The sequence below is a fragment of the Shewanella cutis genome, from assembly GCF_022410515.1.
GTDB classification, from domain to species: Bacteria; Pseudomonadota; Gammaproteobacteria; order Enterobacterales; family Shewanellaceae; genus Shewanella; species Shewanella cutis.
This window is the reverse complement of record NZ_JACSDI010000002.1, coordinates 345,867-372,066: the sequence shown is the minus strand read 5'-3', so window position 1 is coordinate 372,066 and position 26,200 is coordinate 345,867. Positions and strand designations below refer to the sequence as shown.

The window sequence follows — 26,200 nt, the reverse complement described above, 5'->3', positions numbered from 1 at the left end:
AATTGGTCGAAGGTTCGAATCCTTCACGACCCACCACTTACTGAAGTGTAAAATCAGGGTTCATCAGATGGGTCGTTAGCTCAGTCGGTAGAGCAGTTGGCTTTTAACCAATTGGTCGAAGGTTCGAATCCTTCACGACCCACCACTCTTTATCTTACTAGTAAAAACTCTTATTTCGCTACTCATCACTAAAAATCTTAATTTATTCACTGTATTTTCTATTTTGCTCATAGAGTTATTGCCAGTTTTGCTTACTTGCTAAATTGTCCATATTGGCTGCGGATAAATAATAACAACTGATGCAAAAGTAAAAAAGGAGACCTCAGATCTCCTTTTTATCTCGTATTAGGATTAACCTAATAGATTGTTATCACGAACATATTGTTCGAAATCTGTGCAGCCTCCTATGTGTTTTTCATCCACGAAAATCTGTGGCACAGTTTCAACTGGCTTACCGACGGTTTTTTCGAGATCTGCTTTAGAAATCCCTTCAGCGTGGATATCGACATATCTAAATTTAAAGTCATCACGTTTTTCAACGAGTTGTTCTGACAGTTGTACTGCTCGCACACAATAAGGACAGCCAGGGCGGCCAAAGATAACAACGTACATAATAGCTCCTTAGGATTACTTTAAGCGTTTTATACCATAGCGCTATCCGAATTGATAATGTCAGATGTGTTTATTTTCAGTTTGATAGCGACCTTGGTAATCGAAATAGCTTTCGAGCAAATCCCAGCCTTTTTTGTGTTTTTTCAGCAGTAAAAGATCCGGCATCCTAAAAGCGCCGCTATCGGCGATTAGCTCAGACACCTGTTTGTATTGCTTAGGTTTAAGGCCCGGAGTGCGGCTATGGGGGAAAATAAACAGCGCATACAAGGCACGCCATTGGACGGGTGTTTGCAGCTTAAAGCGCCGATTAAACTCATTTCCGTCAATGTCCAGATATTGCACCTTAAGATCGCCCGCATCATCCATTAACGTCATATGCTGGCAGCGGAAAAGATGATGATGCTGTTTATTAAGTACTTGCTTAAGCCGTTTGTCGGGGTCGATTAAGGTTGACTGGCAATGCTGGCAAATACGCGCCGCAATGTCGTTCTCTTGCCCGCAATCGGGACAGGATTTTGACCTAAATCGAAAGTCACATTGCTGCTTTTGCCCATGATGCTCGACTATGCCCTGACAGCGACGGCCAAAGTGTTCGATAATATCGCCATCATTGTCGGTTAATCCCCAAAAGATATTGGCAAACTGGCAGACAGGGCAGTGCACTTGTACCGGAACCGACTTGCTATTGGGTTTGGCTTGACCTACTTCAGGAAAATACAAATCATAGCCATTAGCCGCGTAATCAATCACTAAGCAATCTTTTTTACCTTCACAGATCCTAAGACCGCGGCCAATCATTTGCTGAAACAAACTCACTGATGCGGTGGGGCGTAAAATTGCGATCAAGTCTACATGGGGCGCATCGAACCCTGTGGTTAAAACCGCTACGTTGACGAGGAACTTAAGCTCTCTGGCTTTAAAGCGCTCTATAAGCTCATCACGCTGATTATCAGGGGTTTGCGCTGTGATTATTGCCGTTTGCTCGCTGTGCTCCTTGTTGAGCTGGCAAACTATTTCTTCAGCATGGCGCACCGTCGCGGCAAAAATAATGATCCCTTGACGATGATGACTCAGTTCAATCAGTTGCTTCACAATTGCTGTTGTGGCGCGTCCAGCGTGATTTAACAGCGCATTGACTTGGGCCTCGGGATATTCGCCATTGTCATTGGGCTTGATTCGGCTGAAGTCATATTGGGCACTTAACCCATCGAACAAGGTGGGCGCGGTTAAATAGCCTTGTTTAATCAGCGGACGGATGGGAAGCTCGAAAATACACTGCTCGAAGACCCCAAGCTCGGGCGAGCCGACTTTGCCATGGTAGTGGCGTTTATAAATCCAACCCGTCCCGAGTCGATAGGGAGTGGCCGTCAGGCCTAATAACCTCAGCTTGGGATTACGCTGCTGTAAATGACTTAAGATCTGCTGATATTGACTGGTTTTTTCGAGGCTGACTCGGTGGCACTCATCGATAATCACCAGCGAGAAGGGCTCATTGAATTGATTTAAGGCGCGTGCGGCGGATTGGATACTGGCGACAACGGTTTTGCCGTCAGTCGATTTTTGATTTAGCCCTGCGGAATAAATATTGGCCTCAGTGGTCAGTAATCCGACCTTTTGGGCGTTTTGCGCCACCAATTCTTTCACATGGGTTAAGACGAGCACTCGTCCTCTTGCAATACGAGCCAGTTCGGCGATGACGATACTTTTCCCCGCCCCTGTAGGCAGGACTAACACGGCGGAGTCAGTGCTTTTTTTAAAGTGCGCGATGGCGGCATCAACGGCTTGTTGCTGATAGTCCCTGAGGATAACGTTTGGGCTAGAATTAACTGACACGCTATTAGATATCTTGGTTGACCTAAACGAGTCGGCAAGCTTAACACAGAACCAAAAAAATGCCCCTTGGTTGGAGGGGCAAGTAAGAGAAAGGGCAATCGGGTTCTTTCTCAAGATGTCCTAATTCAAGCGAAAAATATGATCAAATGAATAGGAGATAAAGCTGCGCTTAATCGTGACTGTTGACGACTAAGCGCGGGTACTTGGAGTTACTCGTTGCGATTCAAGCGAGTCTCAATCAAGGTTTCAATCACAGCTGGGTCAGCTAGAGTTGATGCATCCCCTAAATTGGTCACTTCGTTCGCGGCAATCTTACGCAGGAAACGGCGCATGATTTTGCCAGAACGGGTCTTAGGTAATCCCGTAGCCCACTGGATAAGATCCGGTGTGGCCAAGGCACCAATTTCCTTACGAACCCATTGGCGCAGTTCTTGACGAAGTTCTTCGCTTTCTTCTGTGCCGCGGGTTAAGGTGACATAGGCATAAATACCTTGGCCCTTAATATCATGGGGATAGCCCACTACTGCAGCTTCTGCGACCAGTTCGTGTGATACTAGCGCGCTTTCTACTTCAGCAGTACCTAATCTGTGACCAGAGACGTTAATCACGTCGTCCACACGGCCAGTGATCCAGTAATAACCGTCTTCATCGCGGCGAGCACCGTCACCGGTAAAGTACATGCCACGGAAGGTTTTAAAATAGGTCAGCACGAAACGTTCATGGTCACCATACACGGTACGCATTTGGCCAGGCCATGAGTCGAGCAGTACTAAGTTACCTTCGGTCGCACCTTCTAAAATGTTCCCCATGTTGTCCACAAGCGCGGGTTGCACACCAAAGAAGGGGCGAGTCGCCGAGCCTGGCTTAGTATCGGTTGCGCCTGGCAGTGGGGTAATCAAAATGCCGCCAGTTTCGGTTTGCCACCAAGTATCGACAATCGGGCAATGCTCGTGGCCGATGACTTCATGGTACCAACGCCAAGCTTCTGGGTTGATGGGTTCACCTACAGAGCCCATGATGCGCAGTGAGCTGCCATCGTACTTATCAAAATGTTGCTTACCTTCGGCCATCAGTGCGCGAATAAGCGTAGGTGCAGTATAGAGAATATTCACTTTATGGCGGTCAATCATCTCGCCTAAACGCGCTGGGCTTGGGTGATTGGGTACCCCTTCGTGGATAAGCACAGTTGCACCGTTGGCAAGCGGGCCATATACCATGTAGGAGTGGCCAGTGATCCAACCCACATCGGCAGTACACCAGTAAATCTCACCGGGTTTGTAATCGAACACATACTCGTGGGTCATTGAGGCATACACCATATAACCGCCAGTGGTATGCAGTACACCTTTAGGATTACCTGTTGAACCTGAGGTATAGAGTAGGAACAGCGGGTCTTCGGCGCCCATTTCTTCAATGGCGCAGTGCTCGGATGCGGTTTCAACCAGTGAATGCCACCACACATCGCGACCTTCTACCCAGTCAATCTTACCGCCAGTGCGTTTAAGTACAATCACTTTCTCAACGCTGGTCACATCGGGATGTTTTAAGGCATCGTCGATGTTGCGCTTGAGCGGAATGGCGCGGCCGCCACGCATACCTTCATCGGAGGTGATGACGATTTTGGATTTACCATCGATAACCCGTGAGGCGATTGAATCGGGTGAGAAGCCACCAAAAACAACTGAATGCACTGCACCAATGCGAGCGCAGGCTAGCATGGCCACTGCCGCTTCTGGCACCATTGGCATATAAATCGTGACGATATCGCCACGGCGTACGCCTTGGCTGCGTAGTGCGTTGGCAAACTTACATACTTGAGTGTGCAGTTCACCGTAGGTGATTTTACGTTGTTCGCTGGCGTTATCGCCTTCCCAAATAATGGCGACGCGGTCGCTGTGCGCCGCTAAATGGCGATCTAAGCAGTTAGCTGAGGCGTTTAGGGTGCCGTCGTAGAACCAGTTAATCGATAAGTTATGATCGTCAAAAGTGGTTTTTTTGATTTTAGTGTATGGTTTTATCCAATCGATCCGTTTGCCGTGCTCTCTCCAGAACCCCTCTGGATTGACAATCGACTCTTGGTACATTGTTTTATATTGATCGTTATTTACAAGTGCATTGGCAGCGATATTGCCGGAGACTTTGTAGAGAGACTGCGAGCTCATAGGGCTTCCCTTTCGAAAAATTGCGTGGCCTGAGTATGGTATGCAAGGGGGCGGCAACTCCATTAGACCTTGGTCTAGTTTTAAAATTTCCTTTATATTTAGACTGTTGCACTCGAAAATCTGGCTAGATTTCAGCCATTATTTATCGCACAATAATGGAAAAAAGAGCAAAAATATGAATCTCACCTTAGTCGTTGCCGTTATTGCTATTTGTTATGTATCACTTTTATTCCTTTTAGCTTGGGGAGCGGAGCGCTGGTTTAGCGGCGTGACCAAGAAGCTACAGGTGGGCATTTATGGCTTAAGTCTGGCGGTTTATTGCTCTTCCTGGAGTTTTTTAGGTACGGTTGGACAGTCGGCTAAGGATTTTTGGTCTTTCATCCCAATTTTTATTGGTCCAATTCTTATCTTCACCTTAGGGTTTGGCATGTTGCGCAAGATGGTCCTCGTGTCCAAGGCGCAAAATATTACCTCGGTCGCCGACTTTATTGCTGCCCGTTATGGTAAATCACAAACCTTGGCGGCCATTGTTACTCTCATCGCGTTATTTGGCATCATGCCCTACATTGCCCTGCAACTTAAGGCGATGGTGTTTAGCCTTAACCTGTTTCAGCCAGCAGACGATCCTTTAAACGGCATTACTATCCCTTTGCTTATCACTGCATTGCTGGCGATTTTTGCCATTCTATTTGGAACGCGTAAGCTCGACGCTACCGAGCATAATCCCGGCATGATGTTAGCGATTGCTTTCGAGTCTTTAGTTAAACTCGCGGCATTTTTGCTGGTGGGTGTTGTGATTAGCTTTGGCGTGTTTGACGGTTTTGGTGATATCTGGCAGCAGGCGAGCGAAAAAGCATTAATTCATCACCCAAATCCTCGACTTGAAGCCCTTATGCCTGAGCTGCTCGTTGGCATGGCGGCGTTTTTATGTATGCCGCGGCAATTCCACGTGATGGTGGTGGAGTGCGCCGATGAATCTGTGTTGTCCAAGGGGCGCTGGTTATTCCCGTTGTATTTGGCTTTATTTGGCTTATTCGTTGGGCCACTGGCCTTAGCGGGCAAATTGATCTTGGGGGATAGCGTTGCCGCTGATACCTATGTGATTAATTTACCGCTTGCGTTAGATCATCCGCTGCTGGCGGTGATTGCGCTATTAGGCACCTTATCTGCGGCGACGGGGATGGTGATTGTGGCCGTGGTGACAATCAGTGTTATGGTGAGTAACGAATGGCTCGTCCCTGTGATGTTACGTACTGGCAATATTCGCGAGAAAAACTTCAGCCAGTTTTCGCAGATGCTACTAAATGCCCGCCGCCTCGCGATTGTCATCATCCTTGGGCTAGGTTATGGCAGTTATCTGGCGCTGGCCGATAGTGATTCGCTATCACACCTTGGAATGCTGTCTTTTGGTGCCTTTGCCCAATTAGCGCCAGCACTTGTTGGTGGACTTTACTGGAAGCACGGTAATCGTGCTGGGGTATTTTTAGGCTTAACTGTCGGTTTTGGCTTGTGGTTTTACATCATGCTCAGCGGCATGACAAATAGCCAAAGCGCGACCAGTTTAGTGTCGAGTAATATCGACCTGTTAGATGCTATCACGCCTAATGTGCGCGATGCGCTTACGGCGTTATTTGCCAATATCGCCTGTTATGTGTTGGGCTCGATTTGGTTCAGGGCTGGTGTGGCCGAGCGTATTCAGGCCAGTGCTTTTGTTAGCCCCGGTAAACTTAAAAATAATGCCAATAAAAAAAATGGCCCTATCTCGCAGCAGGATTTACTGATCTTAGCCAGCCGCTTTGTGAGTCCAACCCGCGCCTATGAAAGCTTTAGCCGATTTTCTATTGAGGCGGTTAAGAGTGACAGTTGGCACAAGGCCGCGACCCCTGAACTCATCGCCCACACTGAACGTTTACTCGCTGGCGTGCTCGGCGCTTCGAGTGCATCTTTGGTGATGGATTCTGTCTTACAAGGGCGTGACTTGGCCTTAGATGAAGTCTTTAGCCTTGTGGATGAAGCCTCATCCAAAATCATGCTTAGCCAAGATATGCTGCGTGGAGCGATTGAACATGCCTACGAAGGGATGAGTGTTATCGATAGCGACCTTAACTTGGTTGCATGGAACTACAAATATGTCGAGTTATATCAATATCCTGAGGGATTTTTACAGCAGGGTATGCCTATCAGTGAAGTGATCCGCTTTAATGCTGCGCGGGGCTATTGCGGCGATGGTGCTATCGAGCAACAGGTTGAAAAACGTGTGCAGCATATGCGTAATGGCACGCCGCATACCTCAGAGCGTCAGCGTAAAGACGGTAAAGTGATTAAAATTCAAGGTAATCCCATGCCCGATGGTGGTTTTGTGATGACCTTTACCGATATTACTCAATATCGCCAGCAGGAACGGGCGTTGCTCGAAGCCAATGAAACCCTCGAATCGCGAGTAAAAGAGCGTACTTTTGAATTAGCGATGTTAAACAGTGAGTTACTTGAGGCCAAAGCGCAGGAGGAAATGGCTAATGCCTCTAAGAGCCGCTTTTTAGCGGCGGTGGGGCATGATTTAATGCAGCCATTGAATGCGGCAAGGCTATTTACCGCCTCGTTATCCCAATATCCGAATTTGGATCGAGAGGCGCGCACCACCTTATCCCATGTGAATAGCTCGCTTAAAACCGCTGGCGAGTTGCTCACCGACTTATTGGATATTTCGAAGTTGGATTCCGGCATGGTGGAGGTGAATCGCCGCGACTTTGCGATTTCAGAGCTACTCAATGGTCTTGCGGTCGAATTTGAGGCGATGGCGGCGGACAATCAAATTCGCTTTAAGATGATCCCCTGCAGTGCGACGGTAAACTCAGATCCTTCTTTGCTCAGGCGCGTACTGCAAAACTTCTTAACTAATGCTTACCGTTACGCGCGAGGGGGAAGGGTACTGTTTGGTTGCCGTCATCGCGGCAGCGAATTGGAGATCCAAGTACTCGATACTGGCTGTGGGATTGATGAGCATGAAACTCATGAAATTTTCAAAGAGTTTAAACGCTTAAATAATCCGCGTAGTAAAAGTGTTAGTGGTCTCGGCTTAGGTCTGGCGATTGCTGATAGGATAAGCCGAGTACTCAATCACAGTATTCAAGTGTCTTCGCAGCTTGGGCGTGGCTCTGTGTTTTCGATTAGCGTGCCCTTAGGGGAAACCGTGCGTCAGCCGCTGGTGAAGGCATTGCCATCCTTATTGCAACCGTTATCCGGGATTAAAGTATTGTGTATCGACAATGAAGAGGCCATTCTTGCGGGGCTTGAGAGTCTACTGAGTCGTTGGCAGTGTGAGGTTATTTGCGCCAAAGACTTAGCCGATGCAAGGATTAAATTAGGCCTTAAGGGCGTGGCGCCCGATATCGTGTTAGCGGACTTCCACTTGGATGATGGTCAAAACGGTGTTGATGCGATGGATGGGATCCGCTCGCTCTATGGCAAAGAGTTACCGGGAATTTTGATTACTGCCAATACTCGCAAAGAGCTGGTGGAAGATGTACAGCGCCGCGGTTATCACTATATGGCGAAAATGATTAAACCGGCGGCGCTGCGGGCATTGATATCAAGCCTGGTAAAAAAAGCTTAATAACCCATATTCACGGTGTTTAGCCGTGGCTGATACTGATGTTTTGATCCGTGTGCCTGTTGTGACTTACAAGGCCAGAAGTCGTGTTTGGCGCGGCAATAGTGGCCGCCACTTGCTTCATCGCTTGGGTGAGTTGGGTGAGCTGCGCCGAACTTATCACATAGGGCGGCATAATATAAATCAGGTTGGCAAAGGGTCTAACCCATACGCCTAAGTCGACAAATTGTTGCTGCAGCGCAGCGGTATTCACCGCTTGGTGCATTTCGAGCACACCCACCGCGCCAAGTACCCGAACATCTTTCACGCTGGGAATATCGATGGCATCGCTAAGCTCGCGCTGCATTTGCTGCTCGATGGCGGCAACCTGTGCTGGCCATTCTTGCTGATTGATCAAATCTAAGCTGGCACAGGCAGCGGCGCAGGCGAGGGGATTGCCCATAAATGTCGGGCCATGCATAAAGACGCCTGCGGGCGATTGGCTAATGCCTTGGGCGACGTTATCCGTGCATAAGGTGGCGGCAAGGCTGATATAACCACCCGTTAAGGCTTTGCCTAGGCAAAGAATGTCGGGCGCGATGTCGGCATGTTCATAGGCAAATAACTTACCGGTTCGGCCAAAACCCGTGGCGATTTCATCGAGAATAAGTAGCACATTAAACTCATCACAAAGGGCTCGCAGGCCGCGTAAATACTCGCTGCTGTAGAAGCGCATGCCGCCAGCGCCCTGCATAATGGGCTCGATAATCACGGCGGCAATCTCTTGATGTTGCTCGCGTAAAATGCGCTGCATGGGTGCTAAATCGTCTGGGCGTAACGATTCACCAAAGGGCGTTTGCGGCGCGTCGACAAAACACTGTTTAGTGACTGCTTCACCAAACATGGTATGCATGCCACCTTCGGGATCGCAGACACTCATGGCGGCAAAAGTATCGCCATGGTAGCCCTTCTTCACGGTAAGGATGCGCTGTTTTTGGGCTTTTTGTGTTAAGGGCAAATCTTGCCCTTGCCAATATTGCAGCGCCATCTTGATGGCAACCTCAACGGCAATGGAGCCTGAGTCGCAAAGGAAGACTTTCGTTAATGGCTCACAGGTCATCGCCAGCAGTTTTTTGCAGAGTGTAATGGCAGGTTCATGGGTAATGCCGCCAAACATCACATGGCTGAGTTGGTGCAATTGCTGCTCCATCGCCGTTAATATCGCTGGATGACCATAGCCATGCACGCAGGCCCACCAAGAACTCGTGCCATCAATCAGTTTACGGCCATCAACCAATTCCAGCTCGCAGCCTTGGGCACTTTGTACCCCAAAAACGGGAAGTGCACGAGTCATGGAGGTATAAGGGTGCCAAATATGGGCGCTATCAAAATCCAAGTCGAGTAAATTGCACATAAAAGCTCATAGTGTTGATTGAAGATTAATCAGTGGTAAACCTGTGTCACTGGTTGGCGTTGACAGTTTAAGGGCTGAGGTTATCCTAGCCAAGGTAAAATACAAAAATAAAAGGGTGTTCAATGTCGCAGTTGCAAGTTCGTCATGATTGGAAGCGGGAAGAAATCGAAGCCTTATTTGCGCTGCCGATGAATGACTTATTGTTTAAAGCCCACAGTATCCACCGTGAAGTGTACGATCCTAATGAAGTGCAGATCAGCCGTTTACTGTCGATCAAAACCGGTGCTTGTCCTGAGGATTGTAAATATTGTCCACAGAGTGCGCGTTACGACACTGGCCTTGAAAAAGAGCGTCTATTAGCGATGGAAACCGTGCTCACCGAAGCGCGTAGCGCCAAAGCCGCGGGCGCTTCGCGTTTCTGTATGGGCGCCGCTTGGCGTAACCCGAAAGATAAAGATATGCCATACCTCAAGCAAATGGTGCAAGAGGTGAAAGCCCTCGGCATGGAAACCTGTATGACCTTGGGGATGTTAAGTGCCGAGCAAGCCAATGAGTTGGCCGAAGCAGGACTTGACTACTACAACCACAATTTAGATACCTCGCCTGAATACTACGGCGATGTGATCACCACCCGTACCTATCAAAACCGCTTAGATACCTTAAGCCATGTGCGTGCATCGGGCATGAAAGTCTGCTCCGGCGGCATTGTCGGTATGGGGGAGAAGGCCACCGACAGAGCTGGCTTATTACAACAACTGGCGAATTTACCCCAGCATCCGGATTCTGTACCGATCAATATGCTAGTCAAAGTAGCGGGTACCCCTTTTGAAAAACTCGATGATTTAGATCCACTTGAGTTTGTCCGTACCATCGCCGTGGCGCGTATTTTAATGCCACTGTCGCGGGTGCGTTTATCGGCGGGCCGTGAAAACATGACTGACGAACTGCAGGCCATGTGTTTCTTTGCGGGCGCGAACTCTATTTTCTACGGCTGTAAGTTACTGACCACGCCAAACCCTGAAGAAAGTGACGATATGGGGCTGTTCCGCCGTCTGGGTTTACGTCCTGAGCAGGGCGCAGTGGCGACTATCGATGATGAGCAGGCGGTATTAGCTAAAGCGGCGGCTTATCAAGATAAAGCTTCAGCTCAGTTTTATGATGCCGCGGCGCTGTAATCAATAGTTATCGCCTCAGAAACTCGCGTCTTTGGATTTGTGCTTCGTTAAGCTGTGAAGCGCGAGTCCCAAAGAATTATGCGGGTAGTGAGACTGCGCGAGAATTTGAGCCATCGTGATGTCAAAGATTGAGCGAAGAATGAGTCAAGATGCCGAGTAAGCCAGCTAAGAAAAATGCAGAGCAAGACAAGTTGAGCAAGACAAGTTGAGTAAGAAAAAATGAGTTCGCCACTCGCGTCAAAACTGGCTTCAAAAATCCGCGCCCGTCAGCAAGCCTTAGCAGAGCAAGGTTTGCTAAGGCAGCGTCAAGCATTATCAACCGATGCCGTGCTAAGTGATGCTGAGCCGCAGTTTTGCTTTGAGGGGCAAACTTATCTTAATTTCAGCAGTAACGACTACTTAGGGCTTTCTCGTGCACCCGAATTGATTGCGGCGCTGCACCGCGGTGCACAGCAATACGGCGTAGGCAGCGGGGCATCGCCACTGGTGACGGGCTACAATGAGGCGCATTTAGCGCTGGAAACCAAGCTGTGCCAGATAACCGGATTTGAGTCAGCGTTACTGTTTAGCTCAGGGTTTAGCGCTAATAGTACGCTCTGTAAAACCCTGTTCGATAAGCAAGATGTTGTGCTGGCGGATAAGCTGGTTCACGCGTCTATTATCGATGGTTTACGCGATAGTGGCGCAGATTTTAAACGCTTTTTGCACAACTCAACTGAGAGTGCCGAGCGGCTGTTAGCCAAAAACACGGTTTCAGCGCTGATCACTGAAAGTGTGTTTAGCATGGATGGCGATATTGCGCCGATTTCGGCGTTATCTGCACTTTGCCGCGCGCATAATGCTTGGTTGATTGTCGATGATGCCCATGGCTTTGCGGTGTTAGATACCATGGTAGGTAATACTTCTGAGCCTAGTGATATTGATGCGCAAATCGTCACGTTTGGCAAGGCATTAGGCTGTCAAGGCGCAGCAATTCTGGGTAGTCGAGAGTTGATTGCGTTTTTAGTGAGTAATGCGCGGGAATATATTTATTCCACTGCACTGTCACCGGCCAATGCTGCGCTAGCTTTGGCCGCAGTTGAACACTGTGAAGCTCATCCTGAACTTAGGCAAAAGTTGCAGCGTAATATCTCGATTTTTAAACAGTTATGCCAAGATGCCGATATTCCACTTCTTGGTAGTGACACCGCGATTCAACCTCTGATCATTGGCGATGCCGAGCAAACCTTACTGGTTGCGCAAAAGCTAAAAGCCATGGGGATTTGGGTTGGGGCAATTCGTCCACCAACGGTGCCCGTAGGCTCAGCAAGATTACGTATTACCTTAAGTGCATCCCATAGCGAGGCGGCAATTCGGCGCTGTGTTAAGGGCATTGCGCAAGTGCTGACCGAAGTTGCACTACCTAGGGTATCTGAGCGTCCTGCGCGATAAGCTAATGTTTTCGATACTGCTTATGGCCGACGATTCGATGGCTTAGTCTTGAGAGTTGAAAGATCAGAGTTTGATTTAAAAGTGAGAATAACCAGAGATGTCCATGCCGCTTGGCGTTAGCCTTAATCCCCATGAGCCCGCAGATCAGCTCTCGCATATTGCCGATCGGTTTTCAGCAGCAGCCAAGAGCTATCAAAAGCATAACAGTTTGCAGCGTTTAAGCGGTGCGAGTTTGTTGCAGGGATTTGTTGCCAAAGGCGCAATTCTCGATATTGGCGCAGGGCCGGGGACTGATTTTGATCATAATGCCACAGGCACAGATATCAGGGTCTATGCACTCGATATCGCTTTGGGCATGCTGCAACAGCTTAACGCGACTTATCCTTATCAACAGTGTGTTTGCGGTAATGCCGAGCAATTACCCTTTGCCGATGCGTGCATCGATAATATTTACTCCAATTTGGCACTGCAGTGGTGCCATGACTTTTCGGCTGCAACCAGCGAAATGGCCAGAGTGCTGAAAATCGGTGGAGAAGCGCATTTGAGTATCGTAGCGGCAGGCAGCCTTAAGCAGTTATCCAATCTTGGCTTGCGGGTGAATGGTTTCTTATCTCTTGAAAGCTTACAAGCGGCATTTGACGACACAGATTGGCAATTTCTTGATGTGAAGCTCATGCCAATGACCGTCTATTTTCAAGATCTTAAAGCCTTACTCTATTCCATTAAGGGCGTGGGCGCATCGGTGCAATCCTCACTGCAGAGCCTAACGTCTTCTGAATCCGATGCCCATTTAGGTAAATTGCGTGGCCGCTGCGATTGGCAGGCTTTACAGCAACGCGCGGAGCAATTTCGTGAGGCACAGGGGCTGCCTTTAACTTATCAGATCGCCCAATTTCGTGTGCGTCGCCAAGGTTGTTCGGTATAAGCCTCTAGCAACGGTTTGGCGCATGATTGGCCAGCAGATTAACAAGGAAAACGCATGTTTTTTGTAACAGGTACAGATACCGACAGTGGTAAAACCTTAGTCTCGACTGCACTATTAAGCGCATTTAATCGTGAGGCGGCGCGTGCAGGTGCTTCGCGCTTAAGTCTTGGGGTAAAACCTGTGGCCTCGGGATGTGAAATCACTGAAAAGGGCTTGCGTAACAGTGATGCATTAAAACTGATGTCGGCTTCATCCCTTAAACTGAGCTATGAGCAGGTGAATCCGATTAGTTTTGAACCTGCGATTGCACCGCATATTGCGGCGCAGCAACTGGGCGTCAATTTATCCCCCGAGGCTATTTTGAGCAAACTTGATCGTGCGGCATTTGCACAGGCGGATTTTTGTTTGATCGAAGGGGCGGGCGGTTGGCGTTTGCCTTTAGGGGAAGGGCGCTATTTATCTGAGTTGGTACAACAGCTTAATTTACCCGTTATTCTGGTAGTGGGAATGAAGCTCGGCTGTTTAAATCATGCCGTATTAACCCAAGAAGCGATATTAGCTGATGGTTTATCGATTGCAGGCTGGGTTGCTAATTGTGTCGATCCAAATATGAGTGTCTTCGAAGAAAATTTAGCGAGTTTACGGCAACTGATGCAGTCACCGTGTTTGGGGTGTGTGCCCTTTTTGGCGGAGCCAAACGCGCAAAATGCGGCGAATTATATTGATTTAGCGCCGTTATAGTTTGCGATTATTTCCAACGGGACGATGAGTGATTAACGCCTTAGTATAAGGCGGATACAGGACGGATAGTCTCTATACCGAGCACAATAAAATGTTATTTTTATCGTGAACTAATGGTGTTAGCCCATATTAACCCGTTTCTCTAATCTCCTAAATGTTAGTCAATATTGCAATAAATGTTTAAGCAACAACACTGTGATACCAATAAGGGCAGTAGTTATGCGTTATCTTTTTCTGAGCATGTTACTTTACGTCAACTTAGCACAGGCGGTTGGTCCAGATAATATTGCGACAATTGATCGGCAACTTTGGCCTGAGGCTATCAACAATCAACAGGCATTTGACCTAGCTTCAGCCCATGAAATACGTATGTTTACCCGCGTCATTACACAAACATCGCTCGAGACTAAAGCAGATATTCAACAATTTACCGGTATCGAAAATGTTAATGTCGACAGCGTGCATAAATGGGTAAAAAAGACCATCAATATATTGCTTGAAAACTATCAACATGCCTGTGTGCAATGTACTAATCAATGGGATGAATTAGTTACAGAAAGCCACAATTCCATTTCAACTCAATTACAACCATGGGCAGCCGCTTCAGAAAAGTTTTATCGGCGATATTTATATGAGCAAGTTAGACTTGCTGCTTTATTTCCAAGGATCACCAGTGAAATAGAAACCATGTCAGCCCAAGAAGTGACAGGTTTTGAAATGCAGGATGGGGAATTTCTCTTAACCTATGACGATGGGCCTTCTGCAACACGAACAGCCACGCTCATTTCGGCATTAAATGAACGACATATCCACGCATTTTTCTTTTTGCTGGGTGAGCAACTTCATCATGTAAATCCTGAGAATACTCTTTATAAACAGCAATGTGTGGGTTCACATGGATATACTCATCATAGCCATCAAAAGATGCAAGATTGGGCAACATCTCTCAGTCAAAGCCGTCAACAACTTGCGCTATATCAAAAAGGCCCCTATTGGTTTCGTCCTCCTTATGGACAAAGGACGGCTGAATTATTAACTAATTTAGACAAGAATAATGAAAAACTCATGTTATGGAATATTGATAGCCAAGATTGGAGTAATAAACTCTCTACTCAACAAGTTCAGGATCGTGTCATAAGCTTGATGCTACTTTGGCGCCGCGGCATTATTTTGTATCATGATATTCACCCACGTGCTGTACAAAATCTCGACGGATTAAACCAGGTTATTGCTAATACTAATAATCGGTGGGTAGATTGCCGCGGGTTTTAATTGGAGATAGTAAGGATAAGCGACTAATCGCTAAATAGTCATCTACAACTTATTTATTGGTTATTTATTGGTTATTTATTGGTTATTGATGGGGTCGCTATTGTTAATATATTCATATGTCGAAATATTACTAATGCTGAATATGCTGGTGAAATAGTTTAATGACTTATTAAAGAGTACGGTACAAACATCCAAATTTGATAAGTGATAATAAAATAGTTGGAGAGTAAATTTGCATTGCAAATGCTGTTCATAAATAATCTTAACTCGGGGTGACGGGTGTCGAAAAATGCCTGTTTAGCGGCTCTACTTATCCCTGGAGCAGGTTAAATAGCAATTGAAACTCGTAATTTTTTAGAGAGTCATCCCTAAATTTTCCATGAAAGTCATCAACTAGCATGATTCAATAGCATAGGAGTTAAAAGGCATATAATTTAACTTTCTTAGTTCGCGAATGGAATATATATAATAAAAAACGCCAAAAGCTCGGCGTTTTTTATTACTGGAATTGGCTAATGAAACAAGTCCTTAGTTGGGCCAATCGTCACTATTCCAGCGATATAGCCAGGTTGCAGCAACAGGTTTTTCATCTTTACGCAGTTGAATCCTAAGCTCTGCCACATTGGTACTTTCGGGGTCGAAAGTAATAAAGACTCGAGCTCCATTAATATCGGGGCGAGCGACTATACGAGATGACAGGATTTTTCCCTTATTGATACTTGCATCAATCACAATTTTTTCAATATCTTGTGGCTTGATATTGCTGTAGTCAATAAGGAGTTCTTTACCTTTAACTTGTTTTTGTCCCTTAGAACCACGAATAACCCGTGCTTTGCTTGTAAAACTTGGGCTGTCGTTAGCCGCTGTGATGCGGTAGGAATAACGATAAGGTTCGCTTTGCTTTAACCCACCTTGAGGCTCCCAATAGGCGACTATGTTGTCATTGGTTTCAGCACTCGATGGAATTTCAAGCAGTATTAATTGTCCTTTACCCCAATCGTTTAACGGTTCTATCCATGCTGAGGGACGCTGTTGGTAGTTTGCATTAAGGTCTTGATAATAATCGAAGTTACGATGGCGTTGAATTAAACCAAAACCTTTTATATCTTCGTCACCAAAGGCACTGATCTGCAGTTTGTTTGGATTATTGAGCGGACGCCACAGGCGTTCACCATTGCCACGATCGATTTGTAAGCCCTCGGAGTTATGCACTGCTGGGCGATAATCAGGTTTATCGGGCGTATCTAAGCCACCATAGAGAAACATCGAAGTCAGCGGCGCAAGTCCCACATGCGCGATATCTCGGCGGGGAAAGAGGGTGACATCAACATCAACACGTGTCGGCGCACCGGGATAAATACCAAAACGATAGGCACCGGTGACACTCTGACTATCAAGCAATGCGTGCACCACAATGGCTGTTTGGTATTTAGAGGGACGTTCTATCCAGAAACGTTTAAATAAGGGGTATTCTTCTCCTTTAGGCTGTGCAACATCGATTGCGAGTCCGCGATTAGATAATCCGTATGTTTGGCCTTTGGAGAGTACTCGAAAATAGCTGGCGCCTTGGAACATCACGAATTCGTCTTTGATCTCATCGTCATTGATGGGATAGTGAAGACGGACACCGGCATATTGTCCCACCTGAGTGAGCAATTTCTCAATAGTATCGTTGGGGACGTTAAAGGAGGATTCTGTTAACTCGATAGGTAAAGCTTGGCCGTTTTCAACCACATCGATATCAACGAGGTTCTTATATAAAAAACCTGGCGCAAAAAGCTGTACGGAAAACTTAGTGGGTGTTCCACCCCAAATTGCGGCGTTTGCTTGGTAATTGATTTTGCTATAGGTGGCGTAATCAAGTTCGATCAACTCCTTTGGAGCTTTTCTCGCTTCTTTAAAGGGTTTTTGGGCCAGTTGATGGGCATATTCGACGACAGTGTCATGGGTGAAAGGCTTTGCTTTTTTCTCGTTGCTTACGTTAGCGCCATAAGCGGGCACTAAACTGCTAATGCTTATAATACAGGCAAGCATAGAACCAAAAAAAAATGTATGCTTGGTGTTTTTTTGACCTGTAGCAGGGGTTGAATGATTGAATGTTAAATGCAGTCGCAAAACGAAAACTCCTCACTTGAATGGACCAAGGGTTAAAAAATACTCTTGTACTTTAGGTAAAACTCCCTAATTTTAAATAGCTTAGAATATATCTGTTTAATATGTCGCTAGGTGTTAATACAAATTTAATCTTGTTTATCAACGTGTTCGACAACGAAATTAGAGCAGATACTTAAGTGGTGCAAGTTTTTTCTCCCAAGGGCTTTTTGAAGACTTCGGTATGCCGCAAGGATTTTGATATCTGAAGTTGTCAATTATTAGTCTTGATATGTTGCAAAATTGACTCGCTAAAGGGAGCGAAATCTTCACTCCCTAGCCGCACTTTTCATCGTTTGTTTGAGTATTAATTTTACCTCATTGCGACAGTCCATGCCGTAAAGCAGATCTTATTTCAATAAATGGGATAAATCGCTGCCGACTGGAATGGGGATCTCTTGTTGTTCACCGCAGAATAAATAAGCTGGATTATCACCCAACAATGATAAAGTCTCTCCCTGACGCCATAGTGCACTGCCTTCGACAATACCGATAACCGGCGTGATAGGATCGACACGGGTAAATTCGAGTAATCGTTGGGCACGGGTTTCACCATTATGACCTGGAGCGCGGTAGTTAGAATAATGCGGATTTAATTGAAATGGCAGTATATTTAAGGCTGCAAATGAAGGCGGTTCAATAATCGGCATATCATTTGTTGTGCGAATGCTTAATCCAGAAACGTTTGAACCTGCGCTCCAACCAATGTAAGGCTTACCTTTTAGTACTTCTTCGCGGATAAGCTGTACAAGATCATATTTATAAAGCTCGTGCAATAGATGGAAAGTATTTCCTCCCCCGATCAGTATGCCATCGGCATCTTTGAGTGCTTGGCGTGGATCAGGATGCTGATGAATACCACTGATATCGAGCTTAAGTTCACTTAACCCCGTCACCACAGAGGCTAAATAAGTGTCGTAACTCATACTGACCCCTGCATAAGGAATAAAAATCCATTTCTGTGCATCAGCAGTGAGTGGTTTGATAAAAGGAATTGCATGGGATAGGTAGGGCGTGTCACCAACACGGGAACTACTCAGTAGTAGGGCATTGACTGTCATTTTTTTATCCTGAAATCACGGAATGTGCTTGCATATTAACAAAGTTTAATCACGATAAACATACAGAAATACACATGATTTTGGCTGTAACGTCCATAGCTGCTAGATTTAAGTTTGGCTTAATAGACTGTCCCTAGACTCACGAACCATAAAAGGCAGTGTCTAAATTGAGAGAAAAATTAGCGAGTAGAAAAACTCTTATCTTTACCCCTTGAATTTCGATTAATTGGACATATTATGTCTTTGAGCAAAAATAAATGGCATGTTTATGCCGTAAAGGAGCTGATATGAAGCGTATATTTTTATTGATTGCGACCAACCTCGCGGTGTTGTTGGTTGCCTCAATTGTGATGTCAATTTTGGGCGTAAATACGTCTACTATGGGTGGACTCTTAGTGTTCGCTGCGATTTTTGGATTTGGTGGAGCTTTCATCAGCTTAGCGATTTCAAAATGGATGGCGAAAAAGACCATGGGCTGTGAAGTGATTACCACTCCACGTGATAGCACTGAGCGTTGGTTATTGGACACTGTTGCCCGCCAAGCACAGCAAGCGGGTATTAAAATGCCAGAAGTGGCGATTTATCAGTCGCCAGAGATGAATGCCTTTGCCACAGGTCCAAGTAAAGACAATTCGTTAGTTGCCGTGAGTACCGGTTTGTTGTACGGCATGAGCCAAGATGAAATAGAAGGCGTACTCGCCCATGAAGTCAGCCACGTCGCTAACGGCGATATGGTGACCTTGACCTTAATCCAAGGCGTGGTAAACACCTTTGTTATCTTTGCGGCGCGTGTGGTGGCGGGTATCATCAATAATTTCGTATCGAGCAACGATGAAGAAGGTGAAGGTTTAGGTATGTTTGCCTACATGGCTGTGGTGTTTGTTCTCGATATGTTGTTTGGTATTTTGGCTTCTATTATCGTGGCTTACTTCTCACGCATTCGTGAATACCGCGCCGACGAGGGGGCTGCTCGTTTAGCGGGTAAGAATAAGATGATTGCTGCGCTTGAGCGTTTACGTCAAGGCCCAGAAAGCTCGGCGATGCCAGCGCAAATGTCTGCTTTGGGTATTAACGGTAAGCGTTCAATGGCTGAGTTGATGATGAGCCACCCGCCATTAGAAAAGCGTATTGCTGCGCTGCAGTCTCGCTAATCCAATTTATTAGACAGTATGTAAAAGGAGGCTTTGGCCTCCTTTTGTATTTCAGGGCTTTTCTTTTGTGCCGAATTACGCTAAGAGATTTTTGTGTGTAACCCTTTGGTTATTCAAATGTAAAACTCTTATATAAGCATGTGGTTACATGATGCAGCGCACATTTTACCTTGGCGTATATTGATAAAGTTACTTTGCATAAGTTTGGGTTGCTTATTACTCAAACCTTAGCTAAGTTAGATCAAGTCGTGCTATTTATATTGGTTGCAAGATGGAAGTCACCCCTGACAAGAATTTCCACTGTCAATCACCATTGGAGGATACAATTGTGAGCAAAAAACTATTAAGTGCGCTTTTCGGGGCAAGTCTTGCAGCGTTAGCGCTGTCACCAGCTGCATTTGCCGCGGATCAAAAATTATCAGACTTCCATGCTGAGTCAGGTGGTTGTGAGAGCTGTCATAAAGATGGTACTCCTTCTGCTGACGGTGCCTTTGAATTTGAACAATGCCAAAGCTGCCACGGTAAGCTTTCTGAAATGGACGCAGTACACAAGCCACACGATGGCAACTTAATGTGCGCTGACTGCCATGCGGTACATGATATGAACGTAGGCCAAAAACCTACTTGTGAAAGCTGCCATGACGATGGCCGTACTTCAGCGTCTGTTCTGAAGAAGTAATTGCCAAGTCTATTTAGATTTAACATTGAGCTTTATAAAAAACGCCAGCATTTGCTGGCGTTTTGTTTTCTCTATGGTGTCGCTCACTCGTCCTTTGGTTGCCCTTGGATAAGCTTTTTGCCAGAAAACATGGCTGAAATGATGCCAGGTTGGCGTTTGACTTCGGTATAAACCACTGCAAAAACGTGCAGCACTATCAGTAACATCAATAAATAAACTGCGTAAACATGTACTTTGCCTGCGAGTCCCTTCATGGATTTCATTGCATTGGCTTTATCGGTATCTACACCCGTAGCATCGTAGGGTTTTAAGCTACTTGGCTCGACATTCGGTGCCGCTAAATAACTTTGTACAGCATTACCAAAAGGGGGATAGTAAATATCTGTCCCTGCACGAATAAGACCTGTCGACATAATCGTCACTAATAAGAGCATAATGGCGAGTACAGCGAATTTTCCTTTAGGATTGTGACCTAAATATTGGGGATTTTTACCCGCAGCTATCTCGGCTTTATAACGCATTAACTCATTTTTGCTGTTGCTATTGGGGAACATATGGCTAAAGCGGGCGTATTTATTGCCGACAAAGCCCCAAATTAGGCGAATGAGTAAATTAATTGCAAATCCATAGCCAATACCGACGTGAAGCGTCTTGAGGCCAATTTTACCTGAGAGTTCTGAGATGCCTAATTCACTGCGAAACATCATCATCCCGCCGATGATGAGTAAGGCGAATACGAGTATGACATTGATCCAATGAAATAAGCGGGTGGGTTTGTCCCATACTTGATAAGATTTCATTTCGGTCAGAAGTGGTTGATGGCTGGACATAGTATTTCCTTATAGTTTGTGTTGTCTAATCTTACGCCTTTGTTTTAAAAATAATGCATTAATTTCAGTTAAAATTCAGCCTCGTGATTAATGATGCTAGATCGTAACATTGTTGAAGCATTTGATTTGCGTGCGGTAAATTTTTTGTCGTAAGCCTTTTGAATCTGTTTTATCTAATGCTAATATCGTGTGCATGGTAGACTCGGAAGTCTATTGAACGGATGTTGAAGTGGTATTGAGAGATGTTTCTCCTCTCAAAATGAATAATCGTTAACCAGACAGGGAGTGAGCAGGATGTTCAAAATATTACATTGGATCGTAGTGTCAAGATCGCAAGTATTGATGGAGTTGCTTGCAGGCCGCTGGCCGCAGGAGTTTCTCGTTAAGCTGTCGCAAGTCAGCCCGGATGAGATGTGCGATCACATCAAAGATAACCAAGCCTCTATGGCGGTGATTGACCTTTCCACTGTCGATCTTCAAAAAGCCTATCAATTTCAACGCTTGCTTGCCCGCGAACATCCGAGTGTGCGAGTCGTCTATATTCATTTTCCTAAACAGGTTGATGCCCGCTTCCTAATGCAAGCCTCGACTACAGCAGGGGTGTTTTATCTGGATGCGGGACTGACTGAAATCAGCCTTGGCCTCTCCAACATCCTGCGCGGACACAGGGTGATCCCTATCCAATTGGTTAACGGGGTGAATGATGACTTTGGACTGTTTGAAGATACCGAGCCATTAACCATCCGTGAGCGTGAAGTATTACAAGCCCTGCTGTCGGGCAGTACTAACCTCGATATCGCCAATCAGTTATTTGTAAGTGAGAGCACCATTAAGACTCACTTGTACCGTGTATTCCGTAAAATTGGTGTGTCGAGCCGTGGGCAAGCCATAGCTTGGGCGCAAACCTATTTACACGATGTGGTGGTGTAACGCATTGTTGATGGGGCGCTAAGCCAAGAGCAAACAAAGAATCAAATAAAAGGGGCAATCGCCAATACGATTGCCCCTTTTGTGCTTTAAGGCTTTCGACAGAGCGCCACTATGCCTTCAAGCCTTCGCCTTGTCTAAAGCGCGTTTAACTCCCGCTGAATGAACAGATATTTAATACGATTGGTATTAAAGGCTAATGCGTTAAAAATTAGCGACCTAGCCAAGCCTGCAGTTTGTCTTTATTCGCGATGCTTAAGGCAACTGTATCCTTTAGCGCCTCAGTAATAATCAGTTCTCCTGTCATCAATTCATCGCGTCTAAACCAATGTAGGTTTAAGCGTTCTCCGAGTGGGTATTGCTGAAGCTGAGCTTCAAATTGGCCAGTAACTTGTAGATTATCCGCCGCAATTAAGATATCTCCGGCACTTAAGCCTGCAAGGTGCGCCGGACTGCCTTGGGTGACTGTGGTGATTTTAAGGCCGGTTGCTACCGTTTGTGTTTTCGCACCAAAGGCAATTTCATACCCTTTGGCCGTGCCACCGCCTACATCCTGCGCGCCTTGGCTGGAGCGAAGAGTAAATTCAACCCCAAACTCGGCAAGTAGCGGTGCCAGAGGGATATCGTCGGTATTGTCTAAATAGGCGAAGAGATCTTGGCAATCTCGGCCCAATAAACGTTCAACAATCCTTTGATGGCATTCGTCTGTAGTGCCGCGATTTTGCAGGGCATATTCCTGCCACAGAATGGTCATTACATCGTCGAGATTATATTTTCCCTTAGTTTCGCTTCTTAGGGTTAAGTCGAGATACAGGGCAAACAGGGCGCCCTTAGTGTAATAACTGATAATGGCGTTTTGGGCGTTTTCATCCTGCTTGTAGAACTTAGTCCAAGCGTTAAAGCTTGAATCTTTGATACTTTGCTTAAAGCGGCCTTGACTGCGATATACCCTTGTAAAGGTTTCGCTCAGCATATCCAAGTAACTTTGCTCATCCACTAAGCCGGCGCGATAGGTGAGGAAGTCATCGTAATAGGAAGTGATACCCTCATAGGCCCACAGTTGTGGCGTATAGGTTTCTGCCTCGAGTTGATAGGGTAAGAAACATTCTGGCTTGATGCGCTTGACGTTCCAGCTGTGGAAATATTCATGGCTGCAGAGCGATAAATAGGTACGATAGTCGTTATTAATCGGCGCATCCATCGACAGCGGTAAGTCCTTGCGTGAACACATTAATGCGGTCGATGACCGATGCTCTAAACCACCAAAGCCATTGTCGAGCACTGTGGTCATAAACAGATAACGCGTAAAAGGCGCAGGCGTGCCAAATAGCTTAATTTGATATTCGCAAATCGCCTTTAAATCTTGGGAGAGTCTCGGCATGTGGGCGCGGTGGCGACCGTTAAGCACGATATCGTGTCTGACGCCGCAGGCTTCAAAACTGGCGTGGGTGAACAGACCCATTTCTACTGGATGATCGATAAGTTCGTCATAGCTTTGCGCGCAAAACTCACCAAAGGCAAATTCATCACCGTTTTGACGTGTCATGCTGGTGGCAAGGCGCCATTCATTTAGGCTCGGCTCGGTCGGCGCTGCCATCGTCACTGTGTGTAAGCCTGCCTCAAAGCCATGGGCGGCTAAAAATACACTGCTACCGTTAAAGAAGCCATGGCTCATATCCAGATGCGCAGTGCGTACCGACAAGTCCCAAGCATAAACTTGATAGGTTAAGGTCAGTTGGGTGCATTGATGTTCGACCGACCAGGTTTGCTTATCCAGTTGAATGAGCTTAAGCGGCTCGCCGTTATCGTCTGTGGCTTTAAGGTCGATAATGTTCTTGGCAAAATCCCGCACCATATAACTGCCGGGAAGCCAAGCGGGCAGACTAAAAACTTGCTTAGGGTGGGGCTTTTGTACCGTCATGGTAACGGCGAACAAGTGCGCCTTGGGATCGACGGGAATGATGTGATAGTGGATCATAATTTATCCTGTAAAACCGCTGCGTTTTAATGGGCGTCATGCTGCCAAAAATACGCACAACAGGCAAATGAAACGCAAAATATCTGGAGACACAACGCATTGAATTGCTAGTATACTATCCCAATTACCCCAAGGAGGACTCCCCATGGCCGAAGAAACCATTTTCAGCAAAATTATCCGCCGCGAAATTCCCGCCGACATTCTGTATCAAGACGAGCTGGTGACTGCTTTTAGAGACATCTCGCCAAAGGCGCCAACCCATATTCTGATTGTGCCGAATCATTTGATCCCAACCGCAAATGATATGAAAGCCTCGGATGAACCAGCACTCGGCCGGATGATGACTGTGGCAGCCAAACTGGCAGCAGAGGCGGGGATTGCCAAAGACGGTTATCGTTTGATCATGAACTGTAATAAACATGGCGGACAGGAAGTGTACCATATCCATATTCATCTCGTCGGCGGAGAGCCACTGGGACCCATGCTGAGCCAAGGTCAATGAAGGTTAATCCCGATTTTTTTCCGCTGACTCAAATGGCCCAGCGGTTTGTCGATCAGCTCGCCCAGTGCCGTCGCTTAGGGCTTACCGTGCTCGAAGCCAGTGAGCACCATGTGCTAATTGAGTTACCCTATAGCACTGAGTTAATTGGTTATCCAGATACTGGCGTTATCCATGGTGGGGTGATCACCACCTTGATGGACACCGCCTGTGGCAGTGCGGTGGTGAGTGCGATTTTTCAAAAATATCAATCCTTAGAGATTTCGCCCACCCTCGACTTACGCGTCGATTATATGAAGCCCGCGCAGCCCCATAAATCGGTTTATGGCTTTGCTGAGTGTTATAAGTTGTCATCTAATATCGCTTTTACCCGCGCCATTGCCTATCAGGACAGTATCGATGACCCCATTGCTCATGCGGTGGGCTCATTTATGCGTATCAGCCCTGAAATGGTAGGCGATGCCTTTAGACAAGCCTTGATGGGAGAAGCAGTGCCGCCCTTAGGAGAGACAAATGAGCTCAAATAAGACGACCGATACTATACCAACGGAGTCTAAAATCCTTGATGTACAAGGGATTGTTAAACGGGCGACCGAGCTTAACGATTTTGGGCATCTACTCGAGCACGTACCTTATGCTAAGTTTATTGGCATGAAGGTGGAGCGGTTTGGCGATGAGTTGATTTTTAAACTCCCCGCCAAGGATGACAATATTGGTAATCCCATTCTGCCCGCCATTCACGGTGGTGTTATTGCTGGTTTTATGGAAATGTCAGCGATCGTGCAGTTAATGGTATTTATGCAAACAGCCAAAGTACCTAAGGTGGTTGATTTCTCGATTGATTACCTGCGTGCGGGCTTACATAAAGACAGCTTTGCCGAGTGCAGGATTACCCGCCAAGGTCGACGGGTCGCTAACGTGAATATCAATTGCTGGCAAACCAATCGTAAACAGTTGATTGCCACCGCACGGGCGCATTTTTTAATTGATTAACAACTGCTTTGAGCTGAACTGGCGTTTTCGCGTTAAGCCTAAGTTCAGCTCGATTCGATTAGTGTCATTGCCCATAAGTCGTTTGTCGCTAAGGTTTTTTGAGTGAGGGAAAACAACATGAAATCAATTTACAGTGGATTAATGCTAGCAGCGGCACTGACACTTGGTGGCTGCTCTTCTAATACAGCGGGTATTTCAGTGAGTGCATTGGGTGAAACTCGCGTCGATAGCAAGAGCTTTGCCCGTGATATCAGTGTGCAAGGGGTTGAGGCGCGCCGGGTGGGGGATCTTATCCAAGGTTCCGCACTGATCGTCAGTAAATCTTCTAGCGATATGCGAGTGCAATACAAGTTTACTTGGTTTGACGCCAGCGGTTTTACTATTGAAGATGAAGGTAGCAGTTGGAAATCGGTTAAATTGCATGGTAAACAACAGTTGCAAGTGTCGGCAGTAGCGCCTAATACCCAAGTGGTGAAATTCGACGTTTATGTGCGCGAGACCTATTCAAACTAGTTTACTGCTATTGAGTTTGCACTGGTTTTTCTGCATTTTTGATTAAAACATATTCTAATAAGACTTACTCCATTTGCTGAGTAAGTCTTTTTTATTTGTATCAAATACAATGTGTTAAGCCGTATTTTGTTACTAAGGTTTATGATGCTAAGTATAAACGTTGCGACAAATTATCCACTTTTAACAAAAAAGGGGCGTTGCAAGAGAAAATCCGGACTTTAGTCCTAAAAAGTTTTCGTGTTTGAGCACTACTATCTGCATATT

General features: G+C 46.3%; 21 protein-coding genes and 1 tRNA gene. 14 read left to right on the top strand and 8 right to left on the bottom strand.

Translation table 11 applies throughout. The features are described 5' to 3' along the window. Nucleotides 1-69 precede the first annotated feature (69 nt). Nucleotides 70-145 (top strand) — tRNA-Lys (locus H9J30_RS06830). Between the two features lie 206 nt (nt 146-351). On the opposite strand, the gene H9J30_RS06825 is transcribed toward H9J30_RS06830, so the two are convergent. The 3 genes from H9J30_RS06825 to acs form a co-directional block, all read right to left on the bottom strand. Next, the gene (locus H9J30_RS06825) at nt 352-612 is read right to left on the bottom strand and encodes a GrxA family glutaredoxin (RefSeq protein WP_240130335.1); all 261 of its coding nucleotides are present in this window, start codon (nt 610-612) and stop codon (nt 352-354) included. A 60-nt stretch (nt 613-672) separates the two neighbouring features. Further along, the gene (gene radD / locus H9J30_RS06820) at nt 673-2,445 is read right to left on the bottom strand and encodes a DNA repair helicase RadD (protein ID WP_240130334.1); all 1,773 of its coding nucleotides are present in this window, start codon (nt 2,443-2,445) and stop codon (nt 673-675) included. A gap of 209 nt (nt 2,446-2,654) precedes the next feature. Next, nucleotides 2,655-4,607, bottom strand: a complete 1,953-nt coding sequence (acs, locus tag H9J30_RS06815) for an acetate--CoA ligase (RefSeq protein WP_240130333.1) — start codon at nt 4,605-4,607, stop codon at nt 2,655-2,657. A 175-nt stretch (nt 4,608-4,782) separates the two neighbouring features. On the opposite strand from acs, the gene H9J30_RS06810 reads away from it, so the two are divergent. Next, on the top strand, nt 4,783-8,220 hold the full coding sequence (locus H9J30_RS06810; protein ID WP_240130332.1) for a hybrid sensor histidine kinase/response regulator: 3,438 nt from the start codon (nt 4,783-4,785) through the stop codon (nt 8,218-8,220). Between the two features lie 19 nt (nt 8,221-8,239). Here H9J30_RS06810 and bioA read toward each other — a convergent pair whose 3' ends face one another. Next, nucleotides 8,240-9,610, bottom strand: a complete 1,371-nt coding sequence (gene bioA, locus H9J30_RS06805; protein WP_240130331.1) for an adenosylmethionine--8-amino-7-oxononanoate transaminase — start codon at nt 9,608-9,610, stop codon at nt 8,240-8,242. A gap of 122 nt (nt 9,611-9,732) precedes the next feature. On the opposite strand from bioA, the gene bioB reads away from it, so the two are divergent. The 5 genes from bioB (at nt 9,733) to H9J30_RS06780 (ending at nt 15,154) form a co-directional block, all read left to right on the top strand. Continuing rightward, the gene (gene bioB / locus H9J30_RS06800) at nt 9,733-10,785 is read left to right on the top strand and encodes a biotin synthase BioB (RefSeq protein WP_240130330.1); all 1,053 of its coding nucleotides are present in this window, start codon (nt 9,733-9,735) and stop codon (nt 10,783-10,785) included. A gap of 219 nt (nt 10,786-11,004) precedes the next feature. Continuing rightward, nucleotides 11,005-12,216: an aminotransferase class I/II-fold pyridoxal phosphate-dependent enzyme gene (locus H9J30_RS06795; protein WP_240130329.1), complete on the top strand. Its 1,212-nt coding sequence runs from the start codon at nt 11,005-11,007 to the stop codon at nt 12,214-12,216. Between the two features lie 97 nt (nt 12,217-12,313). Continuing rightward, nucleotides 12,314-13,141, top strand: a complete 828-nt coding sequence (gene bioC, locus H9J30_RS06790; RefSeq protein ID WP_240130328.1) for a malonyl-ACP O-methyltransferase BioC — start codon at nt 12,314-12,316, stop codon at nt 13,139-13,141. Between the two features lie 54 nt (nt 13,142-13,195). Beyond that, entirely contained in the window at nt 13,196-13,882 is a 687-nt protein-coding gene (bioD, locus tag H9J30_RS06785) for a dethiobiotin synthase (protein WP_240130327.1), read from the top strand. Between the two features lie 219 nt (nt 13,883-14,101). Further along, nucleotides 14,102-15,154 (top strand): polysaccharide deacetylase family protein, encoded by a 1,053-nt coding sequence (locus H9J30_RS06780; RefSeq protein ID WP_240130326.1) that lies wholly within the window; start codon nt 14,102-14,104, stop codon nt 15,152-15,154. 528 nt (nt 15,155-15,682) lie between these two features. On the opposite strand, the gene H9J30_RS06775 is transcribed toward H9J30_RS06780, so the two are convergent. Together H9J30_RS06775 and pepE are read right to left on the bottom strand one after the other, a co-directional pair. Continuing rightward, nucleotides 15,683-17,269, bottom strand: coding sequence for a glucan biosynthesis protein G (locus H9J30_RS06775; RefSeq protein ID WP_240130325.1), 1,587 nt, complete (start codon nt 17,267-17,269; stop codon nt 15,683-15,685). A 386-nt stretch (nt 17,270-17,655) separates the two neighbouring features. Then, nucleotides 17,656-18,366 carry a dipeptidase PepE gene (pepE, locus tag H9J30_RS06770; protein WP_240130324.1) on the bottom strand — a complete coding sequence of 237 codons (711 nt, stop codon included), beginning with the start codon at nt 18,364-18,366 and terminating at the stop codon, nt 17,656-17,658. A 287-nt stretch (nt 18,367-18,653) separates the two neighbouring features. Between pepE and htpX the strand changes: the two genes are divergently transcribed. After that, nucleotides 18,654-19,517: a protease HtpX gene (gene htpX / locus H9J30_RS06765; RefSeq protein ID WP_240130323.1), complete on the top strand. Its 864-nt coding sequence runs from the start codon at nt 18,654-18,656 to the stop codon at nt 19,515-19,517. A 328-nt stretch (nt 19,518-19,845) separates the two neighbouring features. Continuing rightward, entirely contained in the window at nt 19,846-20,196 is a 351-nt protein-coding gene (cctA, locus tag H9J30_RS06760) for a tetraheme c-type cytochrome CctA (protein ID WP_240130322.1), read from the top strand. Nucleotides 20,197-20,279: 83 nt separating this feature from the next. On the opposite strand, the gene H9J30_RS06755 is transcribed toward cctA, so the two are convergent. Continuing rightward, nucleotides 20,280-21,026, bottom strand: coding sequence for a cytochrome b/b6 domain-containing protein (locus tag H9J30_RS06755; protein ID WP_240130321.1), 747 nt, complete (start codon nt 21,024-21,026; stop codon nt 20,280-20,282). Between the two features lie 294 nt (nt 21,027-21,320). Here H9J30_RS06755 and H9J30_RS06750 point away from each other — a divergent pair, with 294 nt between their 5' ends. Continuing rightward, nucleotides 21,321-21,956 carry a LuxR C-terminal-related transcriptional regulator gene (locus tag H9J30_RS06750; protein ID WP_240130320.1) on the top strand — a complete coding sequence of 212 codons (636 nt, stop codon included), beginning with the start codon at nt 21,321-21,323 and terminating at the stop codon, nt 21,954-21,956. A 208-nt stretch (nt 21,957-22,164) separates the two neighbouring features. On the opposite strand, the gene H9J30_RS06745 is transcribed toward H9J30_RS06750, so the two are convergent. After that, nucleotides 22,165-23,931, bottom strand: a complete 1,767-nt coding sequence (locus tag H9J30_RS06745) for a M61 family metallopeptidase (RefSeq protein ID WP_240130319.1) — start codon at nt 23,929-23,931, stop codon at nt 22,165-22,167. A gap of 145 nt (nt 23,932-24,076) precedes the next feature. On the opposite strand from H9J30_RS06745, the gene hinT reads away from it, so the two are divergent. The 4 genes from hinT to H9J30_RS06725 all read left to right on the top strand — a co-directional run bounded on the left by hinT (nt 24,077) and on the right by H9J30_RS06725 (nt 25,936). Further along, on the top strand, nt 24,077-24,433 hold the full coding sequence (hinT, locus tag H9J30_RS06740) for a purine nucleoside phosphoramidase (RefSeq protein ID WP_011623075.1): 357 nt from the start codon (nt 24,077-24,079) through the stop codon (nt 24,431-24,433). After that, nucleotides 24,430-24,957 (top strand): PaaI family thioesterase, encoded by a 528-nt coding sequence (locus H9J30_RS06735; protein ID WP_240130318.1) that lies wholly within the window; start codon nt 24,430-24,432, stop codon nt 24,955-24,957. The genes hinT and H9J30_RS06735 overlap by 4 nt, the downstream gene beginning before the upstream one ends. Next, on the top strand, nt 24,944-25,423 hold the full coding sequence (locus H9J30_RS06730; RefSeq protein WP_240130317.1) for a PaaI family thioesterase: 480 nt from the start codon (nt 24,944-24,946) through the stop codon (nt 25,421-25,423). Before H9J30_RS06735 ends, H9J30_RS06730 begins: the two co-directional genes overlap by 14 nt. A gap of 117 nt (nt 25,424-25,540) precedes the next feature. Further along, on the top strand, nt 25,541-25,936 hold the full coding sequence (locus tag H9J30_RS06725; RefSeq protein ID WP_240130316.1) for a YcfL family putative periplasmic lipoprotein: 396 nt from the start codon (nt 25,541-25,543) through the stop codon (nt 25,934-25,936). Nucleotides 25,937-26,200: the final 264 nt, after the last annotated feature.

Coding starts and splice junctions, on each gene's coding strand:
- H9J30_RS06825 (WP_240130335.1), bottom strand. CDS start 612: ATGTACGTTGTTATCTTTGGCCGCCCTGGCTGTCCTTATTGTGTGCGA.
- acs (WP_240130333.1), bottom strand. CDS start 4,607: ATGAGCTCGCAGTCTCTCTACAAAGTCTCCGGCAATATCGCTGCCAAT.
- H9J30_RS06810 (WP_240130332.1), top strand. CDS start 4,783: ATGAATCTCACCTTAGTCGTTGCCGTTATTGCTATTTGTTATGTATCA.
- bioA (WP_240130331.1), bottom strand. CDS start 9,610: ATGTGCAATTTACTCGACTTGGATTTTGATAGCGCCCATATTTGGCAC.
- bioB (WP_240130330.1), top strand. CDS start 9,733: ATGTCGCAGTTGCAAGTTCGTCATGATTGGAAGCGGGAAGAAATCGAA.
- H9J30_RS06795 (WP_240130329.1), top strand. CDS start 11,005: ATGAGTTCGCCACTCGCGTCAAAACTGGCTTCAAAAATCCGCGCCCGT.
- bioC (WP_240130328.1), top strand. CDS start 12,314: ATGTCCATGCCGCTTGGCGTTAGCCTTAATCCCCATGAGCCCGCAGAT.
- bioD (WP_240130327.1), top strand. CDS start 13,196: ATGTTTTTTGTAACAGGTACAGATACCGACAGTGGTAAAACCTTAGTC.
- H9J30_RS06780 (WP_240130326.1), top strand. CDS start 14,102: ATGCGTTATCTTTTTCTGAGCATGTTACTTTACGTCAACTTAGCACAG.
- pepE (WP_240130324.1), bottom strand. CDS start 18,366: ATGACAGTCAATGCCCTACTACTGAGTAGTTCCCGTGTTGGTGACACG.
- htpX (WP_240130323.1), top strand. CDS start 18,654: ATGAAGCGTATATTTTTATTGATTGCGACCAACCTCGCGGTGTTGTTG.
- H9J30_RS06755 (WP_240130321.1), bottom strand. CDS start 21,026: ATGTCCAGCCATCAACCACTTCTGACCGAAATGAAATCTTATCAAGTA.
- H9J30_RS06750 (WP_240130320.1), top strand. CDS start 21,321: ATGTTCAAAATATTACATTGGATCGTAGTGTCAAGATCGCAAGTATTG.
- H9J30_RS06745 (WP_240130319.1), bottom strand. CDS start 23,931: ATGATCCACTATCACATCATTCCCGTCGATCCCAAGGCGCACTTGTTC.
- hinT (WP_011623075.1), top strand. CDS start 24,077: ATGGCCGAAGAAACCATTTTCAGCAAAATTATCCGCCGCGAAATTCCC.
- H9J30_RS06735 (WP_240130318.1), top strand. CDS start 24,430: ATGAAGGTTAATCCCGATTTTTTTCCGCTGACTCAAATGGCCCAGCGG.
- H9J30_RS06730 (WP_240130317.1), top strand. CDS start 24,944: ATGAGCTCAAATAAGACGACCGATACTATACCAACGGAGTCTAAAATC.
- H9J30_RS06725 (WP_240130316.1), top strand. CDS start 25,541: ATGAAATCAATTTACAGTGGATTAATGCTAGCAGCGGCACTGACACTT.